The 16582-nt window shown below is 36.7% G+C and carries 15 protein-coding genes and 1 pseudogene; 8 read left to right on the top strand and 8 right to left on the bottom strand.

Going from position 1 to position 16582, the window contains the following annotated elements; all coding sequences use genetic code 11:
* Positions 1-7: 7 nt before the first annotated feature.
* On the bottom strand, positions 8-1189 hold the full coding sequence (locus RSJ42_RS08430; RefSeq protein ID WP_410510122.1) for an FprA family A-type flavoprotein: 1182 nt from the start codon (positions 1187-1189) through the stop codon (positions 8-10).
* Positions 1190-1585: 396 nt separating this feature from the next.
* Here RSJ42_RS08430 and RSJ42_RS08425 point away from each other — a divergent pair, with 396 nt between their 5' ends.
* On the top strand, positions 1586-3106 hold the full coding sequence (locus tag RSJ42_RS08425) for a glutamine synthetase family protein (protein ID WP_410510121.1): 1521 nt from the start codon (positions 1586-1588) through the stop codon (positions 3104-3106).
* Positions 3107-3731: 625 nt separating this feature from the next.
* Here RSJ42_RS08425 and RSJ42_RS08420 read toward each other — a convergent pair.
* Entirely contained in the window at positions 3732-4055 is a 324-nt protein-coding gene (locus RSJ42_RS08420; protein WP_410510120.1) for a YbjQ family protein, read from the bottom strand.
* A 637-nt stretch (positions 4056-4692) separates the two neighbouring features.
* Here RSJ42_RS08420 and RSJ42_RS08415 point away from each other — a divergent pair.
* Positions 4693-4854, top strand: a complete 162-nt coding sequence (locus tag RSJ42_RS08415; protein ID WP_410510119.1) for a hypothetical protein — start codon at positions 4693-4695, stop codon at positions 4852-4854.
* Positions 4855-5178: 324 nt separating this feature from the next.
* On the opposite strand, the pseudogene RSJ42_RS08410 reads toward RSJ42_RS08415, so the two are convergent.
* Positions 5179-6275, bottom strand: a pseudogene (locus tag RSJ42_RS08410) (IS630 family transposase).
* Between the two features lie 1071 nt (positions 6276-7346).
* A complete protein-coding gene (locus RSJ42_RS08405) occupies positions 7347-7487 on the bottom strand; it encodes a hypothetical protein (RefSeq protein WP_410510118.1) in 141 nt (46 codons plus the stop codon).
* A gap of 204 nt (positions 7488-7691) precedes the next feature.
* Between RSJ42_RS08405 and RSJ42_RS08400 the strand changes: the two genes are divergently transcribed.
* Positions 7692-7994: a hypothetical protein gene (locus tag RSJ42_RS08400; protein ID WP_410510117.1), complete on the top strand. Its 303-nt coding sequence runs from the start codon at positions 7692-7694 to the stop codon at positions 7992-7994.
* A 163-nt stretch (positions 7995-8157) separates the two neighbouring features.
* Here RSJ42_RS08400 and RSJ42_RS08395 read toward each other — a convergent pair whose 3' ends face one another.
* Genes RSJ42_RS08395 through RSJ42_RS08385 form a run of 3 tightly spaced genes read right to left on the bottom strand, consistent with a single transcriptional unit; the run spans position 8158 to position 9848 of the window.
* Positions 8158-8832 (bottom strand): hypothetical protein, encoded by a 675-nt coding sequence (locus RSJ42_RS08395; RefSeq protein WP_410510116.1) that lies wholly within the window; start codon positions 8830-8832, stop codon positions 8158-8160.
* Positions 8833-8836: 4 nt separating this feature from the next.
* Complete coding sequence (locus RSJ42_RS08390; protein ID WP_410510115.1) at positions 8837-9199, bottom strand: hypothetical protein; 363 nt, start codon at positions 9197-9199, stop codon at positions 8837-8839.
* 4 nt (positions 9200-9203) lie between these two features.
* The gene (locus RSJ42_RS08385) at positions 9204-9848 is read right to left on the bottom strand and encodes a hypothetical protein (protein ID WP_410510114.1); all 645 of its coding nucleotides are present in this window, start codon (positions 9846-9848) and stop codon (positions 9204-9206) included.
* A 291-nt stretch (positions 9849-10139) separates the two neighbouring features.
* Between RSJ42_RS08385 and RSJ42_RS08380 the strand changes: the two genes are divergently transcribed.
* From RSJ42_RS08380 to RSJ42_RS08370, 3 genes are all read left to right on the top strand, one after another.
* The gene (locus RSJ42_RS08380; protein ID WP_410510113.1) at positions 10140-11441 is read left to right on the top strand and encodes an MBL fold metallo-hydrolase; all 1302 of its coding nucleotides are present in this window, start codon (positions 10140-10142) and stop codon (positions 11439-11441) included.
* Positions 11426-11662 carry a DUF3006 domain-containing protein gene (locus tag RSJ42_RS08375; protein ID WP_410510112.1) on the top strand — a complete coding sequence of 79 codons (237 nt, stop codon included), beginning with the start codon at positions 11426-11428 and terminating at the stop codon, positions 11660-11662. Before RSJ42_RS08380 ends, RSJ42_RS08375 begins: the two co-directional genes overlap by 16 nt.
* Positions 11663-11866: 204 nt before the next feature.
* Positions 11867-13282 (top strand): PKD domain-containing protein, encoded by a 1416-nt coding sequence (locus RSJ42_RS08370; protein WP_410510111.1) that lies wholly within the window; start codon positions 11867-11869, stop codon positions 13280-13282.
* Positions 13283-13385: 103 nt separating this feature from the next.
* On the opposite strand, the gene RSJ42_RS08365 is transcribed toward RSJ42_RS08370, so the two are convergent.
* Positions 13386-13580, bottom strand: a complete 195-nt coding sequence (locus RSJ42_RS08365) for a hypothetical protein (RefSeq protein WP_410510110.1) — start codon at positions 13578-13580, stop codon at positions 13386-13388.
* A 405-nt stretch (positions 13581-13985) separates the two neighbouring features.
* Here RSJ42_RS08365 and RSJ42_RS08360 point away from each other — a divergent pair, with 405 nt between their 5' ends.
* Positions 13986-14537, top strand: coding sequence for a DarT ssDNA thymidine ADP-ribosyltransferase family protein (locus tag RSJ42_RS08360; protein WP_410510109.1), 552 nt, complete (start codon positions 13986-13988; stop codon positions 14535-14537).
* The gene (locus RSJ42_RS08355; protein WP_410510342.1) at positions 14521-15765 is read left to right on the top strand and encodes a DUF6977 family protein; all 1245 of its coding nucleotides are present in this window, start codon (positions 14521-14523) and stop codon (positions 15763-15765) included. The genes RSJ42_RS08360 and RSJ42_RS08355 overlap by 17 nt, the downstream gene beginning before the upstream one ends.
* Positions 15766-16582 lie beyond the last annotated feature (817 nt).

Below are 16582 nucleotides of genomic sequence, written 5' to 3'. Positions count from 1 at the left end.
ATTCGAATTAGCTTTTCATTTTTTGAGCGAGTTGCCTGCCAATCTCTTCAATTTCCTTTAGATCTTCAGCTCTTGCCCTGCCTTTAACCTGAAGGGTTCCCACAACCTCCATACTCGAAGGAGTGAGGATATCTCCTGCCTGTCTCAAAGCGCCTCCTCCCCACCCGAATGAACCGAGTACTACACCATATTTGGCTGGCGGTTTGAGTGCTTTTACCAGGTAGGTACCGTACAGGGCAAGAGGGTGCATGCCTGCAAGCACTGTTGGAGCTCCAAGCACAATGGCGCGTGAATCAACGAGTTCTCTGGCGACATCTCCTATATCCGAGACTGCAAGGTCGTATACTCTAACATCAACGCCCTCTTTTAGAAGAGTCTCTGCAATTGTGTTCACCATCTCTCTGGTAGCGCCCCACATGCTCACATAGACGATAAGAGCTTTATTCTCTGTTTCTCCTGCAGTCCATTTTGCATAGGGCTCAAGTATCCTTTCCGGATTTTTGTATATAGGCCCATGGCTTGGGGCAATAATATCTATATCAAGGTCTTTTATTTTTTCAAGAGCTTTCGCCCCCATTTTACTGAAAGGCATCATGATTTCCCCGTAGTAACGCTTTGCCAGGGGAATAAGGTCTTCCAGGTCTTCATCATAAACTCCCTGCGCAGTATGAGCCCCAAAGAAGTCACACGGGAAAAGGACTTTTTCTTCGGGCAAGTATGTGAACATGGTTTCAGGCCAGTGAAGCCATGGTGCCTCTATGAAGCGGAGAGTCCTGCCTCCCAGGTCAATGCTGTCCCCTTCGGCGACAACCTTTACCCTGCCTTCGGGAAGCTCATGATAGAGACCCGCCATCTTTATCCCTCTTTCAGTAGCAAGAAGTATGGCATTCGGAGCCCTGTCCATGATATAACGGATTGCATTTGCATGGTCAGGCTCTGCATGGTTCATGATCAGATAGTCCAGCTTTTTCAGGTCTGACACAAGGTTTATTTTTTGTTCAAATTCTTCTTCAAAGCCAGGATTCACAGTATCTATAAGAGCGGTTTTCTCTTCCCCTTTTACAAGGTAAGAGTTATAACTTGTTCCCTGGGGCAGCGGGATTAAAGCATCAAACATCCTGCGGTTCCAGTCCTTTGCCCCAACCCAGAATACATTACGCGCTATTTCTGGAATATTATAATTATCCATATTTTCATCCCCATTACAATGCCGGTTAAAAGAAGCATAACTGGAAATCAAGTGCCCTGTTTATGTTCTCATCCGACAGCTTTTATAATCAGTCTATATGTATTCGTCCAATATATGTATTAGCCGTATCCGTCTGATACGTATATGGTAAGTTTTAAAAGATAACTATGGAAAAAGGATGCATACAGCCTTAAGATATCTTTTTTTAGAGTGCCTCCCCCGTGAGACAATATAAAGGAAAGAAAAGCTTATATAGACAGCAGTAAGTTATCTTCTTCCTAGCAGGCTGGAATTCACAAATTTATGATTAGTGTGGGACGAGAGAGCCTGAAATATTCAGTATTGAATTGAGGCTTTGATACTCGAATATAATACAACCATAAAGAAGGGATATTTATGAAAACATCATCTGTAGAAATGAATCCAAACAGACTGGTACAGTACCTTAAAAAGCCAGCAAATGAATTCACCAAAGACGATATTATAAAATTCATCAAAGATAACGGTATTAAGATGCTTACCTTCCGCTATGTTGGCGGGGATGGCAGGCTTAAAGCCCTCAGCTTCATCATAAGGAATGAGGAACACCTTGACAACGTACTTTCTACCGGAGAAAGAGTAGACGGCTCAAGCCTTTTTAAATACATAGAAGCCGACTCAAGCGACCTTTACGTTGTCCCGAAATACCGCACTGCCTTTGTAAATCCGTTTGAGGAAATCCCAACTCTTGACCTGCTCTGTTCTTACTTCGACAAGGATGGAAATCCTCTTGCAAGCTCTGCTGAAAACATCATGAAGAAAGCTCATGCTGTTCTGAAGGAAGAAACCGGGTACGAGTTAAACGCAATGGCTGAACTCGAGTACTACATCATCAGCGACAAAGAAATGATTGACACCGACTTCCCTGCAGTTGACCAGAGAGGATACCACGAAGCAGGTCCCTTCACCAAGTTCGACCAGCTCAGGAAAGATGCCATGCTCGCAATTGCAGAAGCCGGCGGGACAATAAAATACGGGCACTCCGAAGTCGGAAACTTTACCGATGACAAATATTATTATGAGCAGAATGAAATCGAGTTTGAAACAACAAGCCTCGAAGACGCTGCTGACCGCCTGCTCATCGGAAAATGGATTCTCAGGATGCTTGCAGCTCAGTACGGTGTTTCGGTCAGCTACGCCCCGAAGATTACTGTCGGAAAGGCAGGCAGTGGACTCCACATACACATGAAGCTCCTGAAAGACGGCAAGACCGCAACTGTCGAGAACGGCGGAAAACTTACCGATGCCGCAAAGAGGGCAATCGTTGGCTGCCTTGACATTGCCGGTTCAATTACCGCTTTTGGAAACACAATCCCTACCTCTTACCTGCGCCTTGTGCCTCACCAGGAAGCACCAACCAACATCTGCTGGGGAGACAGGAACCGTTCCGCACTTATCCGTGTGCCTCTCGGCTGGTCCGGAGAAGCCAGCAAGATGATCACTATTGCAAATCCGAACTACAGCGAAGAACTCAAAGGACACTACTACAAGCAGACATATGAGTTCCGTGCTGCAGACGGTTCTGCTGACATCTATCTCCTCCTTGCCGGTCTCTGTGTAGGTACCCGCCACGGGCTCCAGATGGACAACGCCCTTGAGCTTGCAAAGAAGCTCTACATCGATGTAAATATCTTCAAGGAAGAGCACAAGGACAGGCTTGCCCAGCTTGAGCACCTGCCTGCTTCCTGCTACGAGTCCGCCCAGGCACTTAAGAAACAGAAAGACATTTTCATGCAGTATGATGTCTTTACCGAGGGTATGCTTGATGGAATTATTGGCAACCTTGAATCTTACAGCGACTACCAGCTGAGCGAGAAACTTTACGGCAAGAATGAAGAGATCAGGAAGCTTGTGGACAGGTATATCCACATCGGCTGAGCTCGATAACGGCAACTTTTAACAAACCGTTTTTTTTCACGAAAAAAGCAGGGCTCTGCCTGTCAGAAAGCAGGCCCTGCAAAAAACGAATTTCCTCCTTTATTCCTGTGAATTTTTGACTGTAATTTTTCCGACACTGGCTGCTTTTGAGATTATGTTCGGGAGCAAAAACATTCTAGAGATTTTTAGCTGGAAGATGATTACTGTTTTATTGAAACCTAAGCCTGAGTTGAAACTTCCGACTCACACAGGCATGACCTTAAATGGCTTTCTGGACTTTCTGGACCGAAGTCCTAACAACCGGAAACAGCCTGATAAATAACTTTTTCCCGGAAGCAGTCCGGTTTTCCCGAAATAAGAATTAAATCTTTGAATAAAGGATAAAAGATCTTTGAATAAAGGATAAAAGATTAGCCGGGAGTAAAACGAGAACTAAATCCAGGCAGCAGATAAACAGTCAGATACTGCGAAAATTGAAAGGATGGGTAAGTGAGATGCTGCTAGCTACACAGCCATGAATACTCAATAACTCTATCACTATTCCTTAATTATTCCTTAATTATTCCTTAATTATTCCTTAATTATTCCTTAATTATTCCTTAATTATTCCTTAATTATTCCTTAATTATTCCTTATCTCTTACCTTAACAGCTGTTCCGTATGCAAGTATCTCGGCTGCCCCTGCCATTACCATTGAAGTCATGAACCTTACATTTACAACAGCATCTGCTCCCATCTTCCTGGCATCCTCTACCATACGATTGACTGCCTTTTCCCTAGCCTCCTCAAGCATTTCGGAGTATTCTGTCAGTTCTCCCCCTACAACACTGCGCAGGCCTGACATAATATCTTTGCCAATATGCTTGGCCTGAATTGTACTGCCACGAGCCATTCCTATGGTTTGTGTTATCTCTTTTCCTGCTATTGAATCCGTGGTTGCGATTATCATATCCTCACCGAGTACTTTCTTTCAGTTTCTTTATAAGGGTAAATAAAACCAGTATTATACCGTCCATAATTGCTCAGACGGACAATTTAGTACCGAACTGGAATTCTCAATAAAAATATAGTTCGTGTGCACAGAGCAAAGCGAAATCATTGACTGATAATCCTGTAACAAGTTTTTTCAGTGATATACTGCTGTTCATAAGAACATTCCTCCAAACAAAGCTGAAAGTGCTTAAAGAAGCAGTTTGAAATTATGTATAAACACAGGATATATTACTTTCTTTATATTTATAGACACGTCTCATCCAGGCGGCTTTCTTTATAAAGGTATGGCTTAAGAAATCTCAACGAAAACATGATAAATAAAGGAAAAATTCAACTTCCAGGTTAGAAGCATGGGTAAAAACTTAAATCACTAGACAATATTGTCAGTCATTATATTGGCTGCCGCACCAGTTCAATCCTGGATACTGCAAGAAAATACTGATTACTTTATAAGAAAGCATTAATTACTTTATAAGAAAATATTGATTACTCTATAAAACGCAGGTTAATGTGACTTCTCTCAAAATCTGCATCGTGATCACATCTGAGGAACCTGGAATGCGTATTAAACTCTTATGTGTGGAGATATAACAATGCCTGGTCCAGTGAAAGATAACCCGCAAAATAGACCACCTGACGATAACTGGAGAAATACGTTATATACGATAATATTTGAAGCAGATACGCCTGCAGGAAAGCTTTTTGATGAGATCCTGATCATTACAATTCTGCTGAGCGTTATCGTTGTTATTTAAAACTATAGTTGAGCATAACGAATTTTTATGAAGTTGATTGTTAGAATTCAAACAACATAAGCATATGAATAAACGTTCATACGTTGATATTAAATAAAATTATTTTTAATAATTTGTTCCGTACTTACGGAATTTTTACGGAAACAAGTATTTATAGAAGTTTCGGATATATGGACGGTTTCAGGATGAATAGATTGCCGTAATACCGTAATAAAAACCAAATCTTTTTCAATATACTAGTTGAAATATATGAAGTTAGTTCGTTCTTTACGAACTAAATTTGTATGGATAATGTACTAATGTACTAGTGTCACGACTATTTAATTATTCCACATAATACTTTGACATTTTCTCATCTGCCTTCTTCTTCGTAAATTTCCATTCAATTTTCTTTTCTTGCTTGTTCCTTCTCTTCGTCCATGCATCCACTTCATGGGTAAGTGTCACCATGTCACCAATCCGTTTTCCAGTACATTCAATATCCATCACATTGATCTCTACTTCTGCAGCATTAAGCCAGCTTGCATGTTTTGGCGTGTAATGTAACTCTATCCTGTCCAGGATCTGCTTTGCTTCCTCTTCACTGAATGCTTCATAGAATGATTTTTCTTTATGGATATTGAGATTATCCATAACCAGTCGAATGACTTCAGCTTCAGAGTATTTTTCGGTTACGAGAATTTTCACGAATTGTGCAAAATCTTTCATCGTTCTTCTTTCTGTTACCTGAGTTACCCTTTTTCCTGCTTTGAACTCTACCGCCATGAATATGTTTGCTGTTCCATTTCTTACATATTCATAATCATACTTCTCTGAATTTCCAGGTCTCATGGGAATGCTTATTCTCTTGTCCTTAAGCAGTTGCTTTGGTTTCTCGTCAAGACAAACAAGAGGTTTTTTAGGGTCGTAATCCTCTTCGTATAAATTAAGAATGTCGTACATCCGATCTCTATATTCAGAATCAATAGTCTGAATGCACCACATCCGTCTTAACCATGGTTTAGTTTTGCTTTTTTCAGAATAAGCCTGATACTCTCTTTTCCTATTGTTTCAAATCCTTCTTTTTTCCTCAGTTCTTCAGTAAGCAGGGAAAGAGACCATCTCTTGCTCCCATCGGGAGAACTGCTGCAAGCTAACGCAATTACTTCTGCAACATGTTTCTCGGTGTATTTCACAGGTTGACCAGACCTTGGTTTGTCTGAAAGAGCATGAAGGAGACCTTCTTCAAGATATCTTTTCCTTATATTCAATGTAGTTTTTCTGGAAACACCTAATGTTTCCGCTATCTCTGTAATTCCTTTTTGCTGGTTTGACAGAAGGAGGATACGGGCTCGAGTAAGTTCTCTTGCACTTTTATGGCCTTTTCTCACAAAATCCATAAGGAAACTTTCCTCATTATCTTCAAGTTGAATTTGTAGCATGAAGACATAATGAGATTCAAAGAATAAAAAGATGAGTAAAAATTAAATAGTGGAGACACTAGTAGTAATGAAGAGACTAAGGTTTTAATAGAGACTCTGAGATTAGAAAATATAAAAAGAAATTTACAAATTCCTTCTAACTTCGATGAGAGTCGTTTTAGAAATGCACATTCTATGGAATTAGTCAATTGCATTAGAAGTATAAAATCTAATTGCATACATGAAAATAATCAGCCTTCTATAGAAGCAATGAGAGCTAGGTATAAAGAGGAAGATCTCTTCACAAACTGTCTGCTAGAGAATCACTACGCATTTTTATCTACTATTTGTTACCACATATCAGGCATGACTGATAGTTATGCTAAATTACAATTTAGAGAGCTTTATCAGTAATCGTTAAAAAATATAATCAGTGTCGTGGCAATTTAATTACTGGGCGTTAATACTTAGACAATACTTCATCCGTAGTCTCTTTCTTATTTCTGAGGACTCAGAACTAAATTTCCTAGACATTAGTAGAGCTGTAGAGATTTTTTAAAGATTTCTTTCTAAAAATGATCTAATAAGTAATCGTTAAATGGTGTATTCTGTCTTAGAGCCTGTCCGAAAACTGGCTACCTACTGTAACTTTTACAATATGCAAAACTGGAACGGATACTCTGATATTATAGACCTGTATGACTTTTCAACATGCATTATTGATTTTCAGATAGGTTTTAAGTCCAGCTGCAAAAACGTATGACTCTTTTTAAGCTCTTATTTTGCTTGCAAGTGTATGGAAGAGTGCAAACCACGCCATAAAAACCGCTAAAACGCATACTGCAATAATTAAAAATGGAAGATCCCAAAAAGAAGCGGACATATAAGAATCAAAACAAGCAAAGGTTAACATCGTAGCCAGGAGAAAACAAGCCGCATTTATAGCACCATCCGGAGAAGACATATATTTACTTATGAGCTACATGGTTAAAAAAGTTACTCAGTGAAGAAAAGTAAAAAGAATTGCTGTTTATTCCTCTTTCTCTTCGTATCGTAGTGGGATTTTATGTCCCTGCCTTCTCTTTTTGTCTATTATTTTTCAGCCTCTTTTATTACCCATTCCGGGACTGTTTCCTCAGGGTGATCTTCTTCTATATGCACTTTCAGTTTCTTGTATCTCGTTAAGATTTGTTTGCAGTACGGGCATATAATATTTTTATTGTATCGTTTCATGTTTAGCCTTCGTCTATCATAAATAAGTAAAACATAGGTTATTTTGTGGCCCAAGATATTCATTCTTTAGATGGGCAGATAAACCCTGTGTACACAGAATCTGCTAATTCTCTAAGTATTCTCCGATCTGAATTAGAAGAATGCCAGAAAGAAGCCAGTAGACTAGAATCATAGTTTGATTTATTATATCGTGACTATACGGTATTGATTTCTGATATTGCAATTGAAAGAGCCAAAATCCTTCAAAAAAAGAGCTCTGAAGACTTAAATAAACTTATGGACAGTGTAGAGAGAATTGTCAAAGCTTTCTTAGACTACGCCAGCAAGAATGACCTTTCAGCATTTGACACTGCTCACTTTTTTGCAAGGCAGATACAATCTGAAGAGTCATATTTTCTGAAAAAAAGAGTAATCTGTTTAATAATTAACTTTGGAGTTCTTGTTATCGAGAATGAAAGTTACAAGTTGATTGGCGGAGAAATAATTATTCCTACTTCTGATTATTGATCCATCTGAAATTTAATATTAAAAGGCATGAAGGATAGAAATTAGTGATCCAAACACTTATCTCTTAATCGAGACCTCTGTATATGGTTTCTGTTGAGCAAGATAATATTATGTGAGAATCTATAGAAAATCATCGATTTCGTGAAAAGACATAATGCTAAATTTATTGTTCCAACATAGAATTAGTTTTAGGATAATCTCTCTCATCAAACTGTGTATCATTAAATTGCATATATTCTGATAAGATAAACTTATTATTAATACATATACTGATAGAAGTATCATAAACTATTTTTGCATCTTCGGTCAATAATCCTTGTTTAACATATTCATAACTTTTATCTCTAAATATTTGTTCAATACAATTCTTATCAGCTCCTGCTTTATAATACGTATCTACAAAAAAATTATCATAAAGAACTAGAGAACTTGCAAATTTGTTCATTAAATCTTCTTGAGTCCTATTTAAATCATTTATAACCGCTTCTTTCTGTTGAAGTTCTCTATCTGTCAGTGATTGATAATTTTTAAAATCATCTTCTGTCTTCTGAAGAGTCTCTGCCGTCGATTTCTCATGGTCTTTAAATTTATTCTTCGTTAACTGATAGAGTGCTACTTGTGGTAAAGATAAACCTACGAGTCCGTTAAAAACAGGCATAGAACCTGCCCATTCCGGGTATAAACATGTAGCCGTTAAAACAAAGGCTGTAACTATATAAACTAACATGTAAAACCCAAAGTTTTTATTGTCTTTCAATAATTCTTTATTTTCGAAGACATTAAAAATGAGATTGATTAATAGGCCAAAGAAAGTTAATATACCTATTATCCAACTCATTCAATCACCTATCATTTGAATCCATAACTAACAGGAGCTGAACTGCCTTCCGACCGTTTTCTGTTAAACTCACACTATCCTTGTTGACTCTCTTCAAGAATTTCTTCTCAATAAGATTTTGAGCAGTAGCCTCTATAAATTCATCAGAAACGTTATAATTGGCAGTCACTAGATAAGGATCATTTTTAACTTGAGAAATAATCTTTTTTAAAGGTAAATTTTCAGATTCTACCAACTTCTTTTTATCTTGATCGGATACTTGGAAAAAATCTTTAAATATAGTAAGAATTATTGGTAGTGCAGTACTCAGAGCTACTGCTTGAACCTGAGAAATAATATCTATATCTTCGGCACTATATACTCTCATTTTTTCACCTTATAAAACGTTCAGCTTCAAACTCTTTTAATGCAAGACTCCAGTTATCTTCTTCATAATTACTAGGGTTTTGTCGTGAAAGGTAGTAAGCCCTTTCAGATACCCACTTTCTCTTCTCATCAGCTCTTTTTCTGACTTCATTATAGAACTGATCCTTAGAGCAGTAAAATGCTTCTTCTGACGATAAGTAAGGTTGAGACTTTAATACATCTTTAGATCTTTCAATGATTTCGTTTTCTAAACTGTCTTCTGAATCATACCATTCGGATTTCATATCATGTTCATATTTCCAAATAAAATAAGCTCTAACATGTATAAATTCAAGCTCAGCATACATAGAAGCTGCAGGGGACTTTAGTTGACCGCATGTTTCTTTCTCCCACCAGTCAGCACGCCTTTCTACATCGACATAAAAATCTGCTCTTCTATGAAATTCTTCTTTGGCTTGTAACCAGTTATCCAGAGTATTATCTTTATTAGCACAGTATATTAAAAAAGCTCGAAGTTCAATTTCTGGCTTCACGATCTCTCTAGCTTCTTTCAGTGCAACTCCAGGATCATAACCTTTGTTTACTAATTTATTAACTTCTTGTTTGATTCTGTAATTCAACTCTTTCTCTGCCTTTACCCAGTTCTTCATAATACAACCTTTTATATTTCCCAGCTCAAAAAGTTTTAATATTTAACTTTGTTTTTAATATGTTGCTGTATATAAAGAAGTCTTATTTTACCAAGTCGTTAAGTTTATATATTCATTGAAAAAACTCAGTATAGAAGTTAATTGTCAGAAAAATTTATGCACCTTGTCCCTATGCTTCTACATTCTTTTTTACTTATATAAGCGTTAAAAATTTATTTTTATGACGAGCAAAAAGAGTTTTAAGACAAACTCAATGCAACTTTCTAATACCCCTGAAGCATAAATTTCTTTATGAAATCTTCACATGTCATTGGCACAATAATCTGCTTATCCCTGATACTCATTACAGCCGGATGCACAGATTCAACAGATACCCCTTCTGAAACTACTTCTGAACAAAATACTCCCACAACAACTGCTCAAAATACCTATACTCCTTCTGGCCAGAACCTCACCGTACATTTCCTCGATGTTGGCCAAGGAGACTCTATTCTGATCGAGTATAGCAATAAGGCCCTGCTGATTGATGCAGGAGAAAGTGATCAAGGACAGGTTGTCACATCTTACCTTCAAGATTATGGAATCTCCACACTGGATTATATTGTAGCAACCCACCCACATTCAGATCATATCGGTGGCATGGATGACGTCCTCAACAACTTCCAGGTTGAGCATTTCGTTGACAGTGGATACCCTCATACCTCTAAAACCTACGAGAATATGCTGACATCTATTGACCAGAAGGACATTCCTTTTGAGGTCGTTAAAGCTGGACAGACAATTAACTTTGATCCAGCTGTTGATATCGAAGTGCTAAACCCCGCAAGCACATACTCTGATGACCTGAACGAAAACTCTGTGGTTCTCAAGGTAACTTACGGTGAGACTTCCTTCTTGCTTATGGGTGATGCAGGTCTTGAAACTGAAGAGCATATCATGGAAGCTGGATATGATGTTGATTCTGATATCCTAAAAGTAGGACATCATGCCAGCACATCCGGTAGTGGACCAACCTTCGTTTCAACTGTAAGCCCTGATATAAGTATAATAGAAGTTGGAACAGAAAACAGTTATGGGCATCCCCATTCTGAAATCCTAAAGAGGTTACATGAAGCCTCAACTGTATATAGAACCGACTTGGATGGAACAATCGTCGTTACAACAGACGGATCAACTTATACTGTCATGACTGAGAACTTTGGGACTACTTCCAGTGGAAATGGAGCTTACAGTTCAATGGTTTCAACAACTGAAGAATCGGAAACGACAAGTTCTACCGAATCAAGTGTTTATGTGACCGATCTGAACCTTCAAGAGGAATGGATCCAGATATCAAACATCGGGTCTTCTCCTGTTTCCTTGGACGGTTGGGAAATTAAAGACGAAGGCAGTAAACATACCTATACGTTTCCGTCTTACACTCTGAATGCAGGGTCAACTGTAACTGTATTTACTGGAAAGGGTGCAGATTCAGCTGCTGAGCTTTACTGGCAATTAGATGACCCTATACTGAATAATGATAGAGATACAGCATACCTCTACGATGACAGTGGAAACCTTATCTCAAAACTGGAGAGATGGAGAATATGTTGACCACTCTTGACAGAATTGAAGAAGATACTGCAGTGTTGCTTGTAAGGGATGAAGAGTCGGTTAAAATTAACATTCCCCTCTTTTTATTACCTGCAGAAAGCAAGGAAGGAGATGTCCTGGATATTACCATTGACAGGGATGTTCATGAGACAGAGGATACGAAGGAAAGAGTTTCGAGCCTGCTTGAGAAGCTTAAAAACAAAAATCTAGGAATGAAATAAGATAACTTAAGAAATATCCAAAAAGCCAGTAGTGAATATTGAAATGTCATAATAGGTTAGTAATATATGAACATGTGTTCTGGCTCTGCATATTGCATATTTTGAAAGTTATAGCAGGTAACTACTTTTCTGATGGGTTCTAAATGAAAAATTCCAGATTTTTACTTTTTTACACCAGTACTTAAATGTAATCTTAATTAAGTATTGACAAACCAAATCTGTGGATGCCCATCTAAATTTAAAGATTTAGAAACTACGTTTTTGACACGTGTAGTATATGATAATTCATGTAAAATAGAAAGAATTAATTTACTTGGTTTTGATAAGGAAGATAATCATAAGTACGAAGATATTTTTGCTAACGGGGATATGATGGTAATCTCAGAATTAGCTTTAAGCTGGCTTGCTAACCTGATTTATGACTTTTCCAAGAAAATCCCTGGGATAATTAAACTCTACTTAGTGAAACAACTATACAAAATAGCTCAAGAGATGAATGAAGAAGTTCAAGAAATACCCTCTAAAATTAACGAACTTCTAATATTTATAATAAAAGAAATAAAAAGAAACCCATGGAAAAATCTACATATTCTGGGCTTAGTACTAGTAGCTGTTCTGCTGGTAACTGTTCTGATATTTGCTGTAACCGAATCCATGGTTTTGAGCAGTACGAGTGACTTAGCTTCCGATAAAAATGTTTCAGAACCAATACTTCCTATTGCCAACTTCTCTGTAACTCCTACATCAGGGTATGCACCTATGGATGTTATATTTACTGACAACAGTATAAACTCAATATATAAATGGTGGAATTTTGGAGACGGAATTGGAACAGGTTCGAGTGTCAATCCAATAAATCACACTTATTTTAAAGCAGGAAAATATAAAGTTTACTTAAAAGTAACTAATGCTGTAGGTAACAATACATCGGGGCCCACTTGTATAACTGTGAACGAAATTTTTTACGCATTCGATCCAAATAATGGAAACGATGGTAAGAGCCCATGGGGAGAATCGTTATCGTCTCTCCCATCCTATGAAACATATCATCTTCCTGCAAAAGAAGGATATATAATAGTCGAAAATCAGTATGATTTTATCGACGATACAACAAGCAATTATTCAGATTCCGATCCTACAGATGGAAATGGCTTTTACATTAGTATTCTCTCTCCAGACAAAGGGCATTGGAGCTGTAATGGATCTTATACGCCAGAAGAAGATAGTACAAAAGGATTAATTCCAGGGTCACAAGATAACGTTGGTATAATAGGTAAAGATGGGGGAAAAAATATGCCATCTGGAAAAGGTACCAAATTGCGTGTATATTCTCCATACACACGAACGACTGTAATTGCTGTTGTTGGCGGTAACGGTCCTGCACCCTATACAGGATGCCAATTTGGAGCAAGCAATAAGGTTTTCAAAGCTCTGGGACTTCCTGATTCATATAACGGATCTAGCAAGGAAAATCCGAATCCTGGATATGCCTCCAATAAGTCAGATCCGGAAAAATATCCTGTCATTAGGTATGCTGATAATCCTTATTGGGTTGAGGTATCATGGGCTGACCAGAGTTTGCCTGCTGGACCTTTGAAATTGGGTAACAAAAGTAGGTGATTTTGTTCTCACAATTTATTGTAAAAGAGACAGAAGATATGAGGGAGGGGTATCAGGGCTGCTTGAAAAGCTTAAGCATGAGAATCCGAAGTAACAACCTAATCTATTTTCCCCATTTTTCCCCATCCCATCTTTTCCAATAAATAAGCTTCATGGTGTATTCCAATATCAACTCCTCACAAGAGCTTATTTCTTCGTATTCTCCATTCTTCCCAATGTTGCACCCGTTATTGTAGCTCTCTTTCAGGCAGCTTGCATACCATCCTAAAAAGTGAACAAAAGCTTCATTTCTGGACATTCTACCATTCTGTATAAAGAAATGGATGCATATTGCCTGTAGTTGGTCCTGTCTTGGTAACCAAATAATCTCGCTAATATCTTTTGCGGGATAGTAGAGCAGAACTTGAACTTCTTCAAAGTCAGGGTCAAAAACATAATATTTGTTTTCAAAATTCTAGAGTCGTTGAATTTCCTTTGCCTCTCTGCACATTTTTATGTACTTTTCGGATATATCCATCTGCAGAACCTGTGTATGGTTTTTAAGACGATAATATATTTTTGTCGATTTTTCCTAAGGATTTTTTGCTAGTTCTTATTTTATTTTAACAGTTTTTCAGGAATCTGAATAAAAAATATTATAATGTTTTGGACTCATTTCATTATCTTAGTAGTTTTTAACTTCGTTATTTCTTGGGGTTTTAGTATGGAATACAAAAAAGATTTTGCACTTTTCGAAAAGGCAATGCATGATCATGACATAATATACCTTTACCATTTTACCGATAGAGACAATTTACCTTCTATTAATATGTATAGAGGGCTTTATAGTTGGTATTATTGCTTAAATCATGGCATTCAAATAAAAAGACCAGGTGGAAACGACCTTTCTAGGGAACTCGATTCAAATAAAGGGTTACAAAATTATGTTCGATTAAGTTTTAAACCATATCCGCCTATGCTTTTTGTTGCGATTAAAAAAGGTAGAATTCCTAACCCAGTAATATTGAAGATTAATCCATATGTAATTTATTGGAAATCAACAAAGTTTAGTAATCAAAATGCTGCCAGTAACTCCGCTAGGATCGGAGATCAAATAAGTGATTTTGACATGATTGATTTTGATTTGGCGAAAAGCTCTTATGACTCCTCCATCCATAACGAAGACGATAAAAAGTTTATCCAGGCAGAAGTTTTAGTTGAAGAGCATATTCCGTTAGAATACATTATTAACTTTAGTGATGTCTACAAATTTTAAAGGAATGTTGCGTATGGCTCAGAGACCAATTTTTGTTCCAGGTTTAAAAAAAGGTTCTTTTGTTGAGAAGTTGAATCTCAATTTTAAATGGTATTCTGGCTACTCTATTACACAAAAACAAAAATCAATCGAGTCTTTACATAGGTCTGCTGCTGAAAATAACATAACTCCTATTTTAGAGATCTCTACTAAATCCAGTGAAGAAATCGGTAGAAAATTAAGTGCTTTCAATCTTTTTTTTGAAATTGAAACTGGAGTAAAAATAAGTGTTGAATCTGCTTATCAAGGAAGCAAAGTCTTTGAAAGAGGAGGACCTTATAGGGATTTTTTTACTTTATCTGGAAAGGAGATCAAAAAGGATAAAAGATTATATAACTCAGGTAAATTAATTGGTTTTGATTTTAATGGAATTAAATGGAATTTAGAACCTATAAATCTTTTTTATGATTGGCTTTATATTAACGCATTAATTCAAAATCCCGAATTATTTTATGAACTGCTGAAGTATAAAGGTTTTTCAGATATTGAATTTAATCCACAAAAATCAGTAAATTGTCAAGCGAGATCTGCAGCTTTATTTGTATCTATATATAAAAGAAACCTAATTGATAAAATTTCCAAAGATAAAAATGAATTTTTAAACTTAATGAAGGAAATAGAAAACACTCCTGTTTCTTTTACCAAATTATCAAACAAAAGTTGCACTAAGCAATTGTCAAATGATTTATACTCTAAGCTTAACAAATGGAGATTTTATACCAAAAAGGTGGAGCAACTAGATTGTTCATATATTATAATACAAGAATTTATACAAGTTCATCCCGAGTATAAAGAAATGGAAGATTGCGTGATTGAAAAAATTAAGCTTGGAAATTCACATGGTTGGTTTAATTATGATATTTCCAAATGCGATGTTCAAGAATTTACTCAGTATTTAACAAAATTTATACTCTCTTTGGACGATGCTATAAAAGTTAATGAAAATAATTCTTATATCTCATTCAAAAAGAAAAAAAACATTGCTTGCATTGAAGTTCGTCCCAGTGTAAGAAAAGTAATTGTTTATTTAAAAGTGAATCCGGATAGTGTAACACTCCTCCCTGGTTTTTCCCGAGATGTTAGGCAGTTAAATCACAAAGGCACAGGAGATTTGGAAATCACTATAAAAACAAAAGAGGATTTAGAAAACTCTAAGGATTTGATAATACGGAGTTACAAATCCGACTAAAAACTCATTGGGTGCAGTATTTTGGTATGATATCTTCATATATGGTAATGATTTTGACTGTTTTTGCGAATAGCAATTTCAGTAAGGATAATAACCTTACATTAGAAGGTCTAAAGGCTCACGATGCAAAGCTCTGGAAGCTAAAGAATGAGCAGGGTATGTTTTCAGGTCTCAACAAGCACAATCATTTTAATAAGAAAGAGATTGATGGGCGGGGTGAGAGGACCCGCCCTAGCTTGAGGAGAGACAGGATGAAACGGCCTGCCTCTGAGATGATTGCGGACCCTGCAGAGAGTCCATATAAAATATTGACTCTACTATTAAAATTTTATTTTATAGTTTTTGCGGAATATCCACAGTTGAACTTGCAAAAATACATGGTTTGTATGGAAGAGTTTTGCATCTTGTACTATTCTAATTAAATGTTTAACTGTGGAGCACTTCACTATAGCAAATTAAACGGAGAAATAATAGAACTAATTATCAAAAAGTACATAGATATGAATGTCATTTATGCGAAGCTGGAACGGTTGTAATGAACATGTAAAACGTGACTATTTTGAATGTAGAATATGTGGAAATAGGGATAACGGAACAATTCAAAAACATTTAGTTTAAAACATTTTTAACTGAAAATATAAAATATGAAAAAAATTAGTACATTCAAAATTGGTAAAAAAATAGAGATATTTACTAAAGGAATTAGGGTTTAAATAATAAGACATTCCTTGCACTCTTTTTTAATCCGATTAATATTAATCGGGATATGAGAGTTGGCATTTTTGATACCTAAGTATCTCTGAGGTTTCAGGAGGCA

The organism is Methanosarcina hadiensis (assembly GCF_046529725.1).
Lineage (GTDB): Archaea > Halobacteriota > Methanosarcinia > Methanosarcinales > Methanosarcinaceae > Methanosarcina > Methanosarcina hadiensis.
The sequence above is the reverse complement of the archived record's forward strand: the minus strand, read 5'-3'. Positions and strand labels throughout refer to the sequence as shown.

Bases quoted from the DNA above. Each gene is read 5' to 3' on its own strand.
- RSJ42_RS08395 (WP_410510116.1), bottom strand. From the start codon at position 8,832: ATGAGTTGGATAATAGGTATATTAACTTTCTTTGGCCTATTAATCAAT.
- RSJ42_RS08415 (WP_410510119.1), top strand. From the start codon at position 4,693: ATGCCTGGTCCAGTGAAAGATAACCCGCAAAATAGACCACCTGACGAT.
- RSJ42_RS08355 (WP_410510342.1), top strand. From the start codon at position 14,521: ATGTCTACAAATTTTAAAGGAATGTTGCGTATGGCTCAGAGACCAATT.
- RSJ42_RS08390 (WP_410510115.1), bottom strand. From the start codon at position 9,199: ATGAGAGTATATAGTGCCGAAGATATAGATATTATTTCTCAGGTTCAA.
- RSJ42_RS08360 (WP_410510109.1), top strand. From the start codon at position 13,986: ATGGAATACAAAAAAGATTTTGCACTTTTCGAAAAGGCAATGCATGAT.
- RSJ42_RS08375 (WP_410510112.1), top strand. From the start codon at position 11,426: ATGGAGAATATGTTGACCACTCTTGACAGAATTGAAGAAGATACTGCA.
- RSJ42_RS08405 (WP_410510118.1), bottom strand. From the start codon at position 7,487: ATGAAACGATACAATAAAAATATTATATGCCCGTACTGCAAACAAATC.
- RSJ42_RS08385 (WP_410510114.1), bottom strand. From the start codon at position 9,848: ATGAAGAACTGGGTAAAGGCAGAGAAAGAGTTGAATTACAGAATCAAA.
- RSJ42_RS08420 (WP_410510120.1), bottom strand. From the start codon at position 4,055: ATGATAATCGCAACCACGGATTCAATAGCAGGAAAAGAGATAACACAA.
- RSJ42_RS08425 (WP_410510121.1), top strand. From the start codon at position 1,586: ATGAAAACATCATCTGTAGAAATGAATCCAAACAGACTGGTACAGTAC.
- RSJ42_RS08380 (WP_410510113.1), top strand. From the start codon at position 10,140: ATGAAATCTTCACATGTCATTGGCACAATAATCTGCTTATCCCTGATA.
- RSJ42_RS08430 (WP_410510122.1), bottom strand. From the start codon at position 1,189: ATGGATAATTATAATATTCCAGAAATAGCGCGTAATGTATTCTGGGTT.
- RSJ42_RS08365 (WP_410510110.1), bottom strand. From the start codon at position 13,580: ATGTCCAGAAATGAAGCTTTTGTTCACTTTTTAGGATGGTATGCAAGC.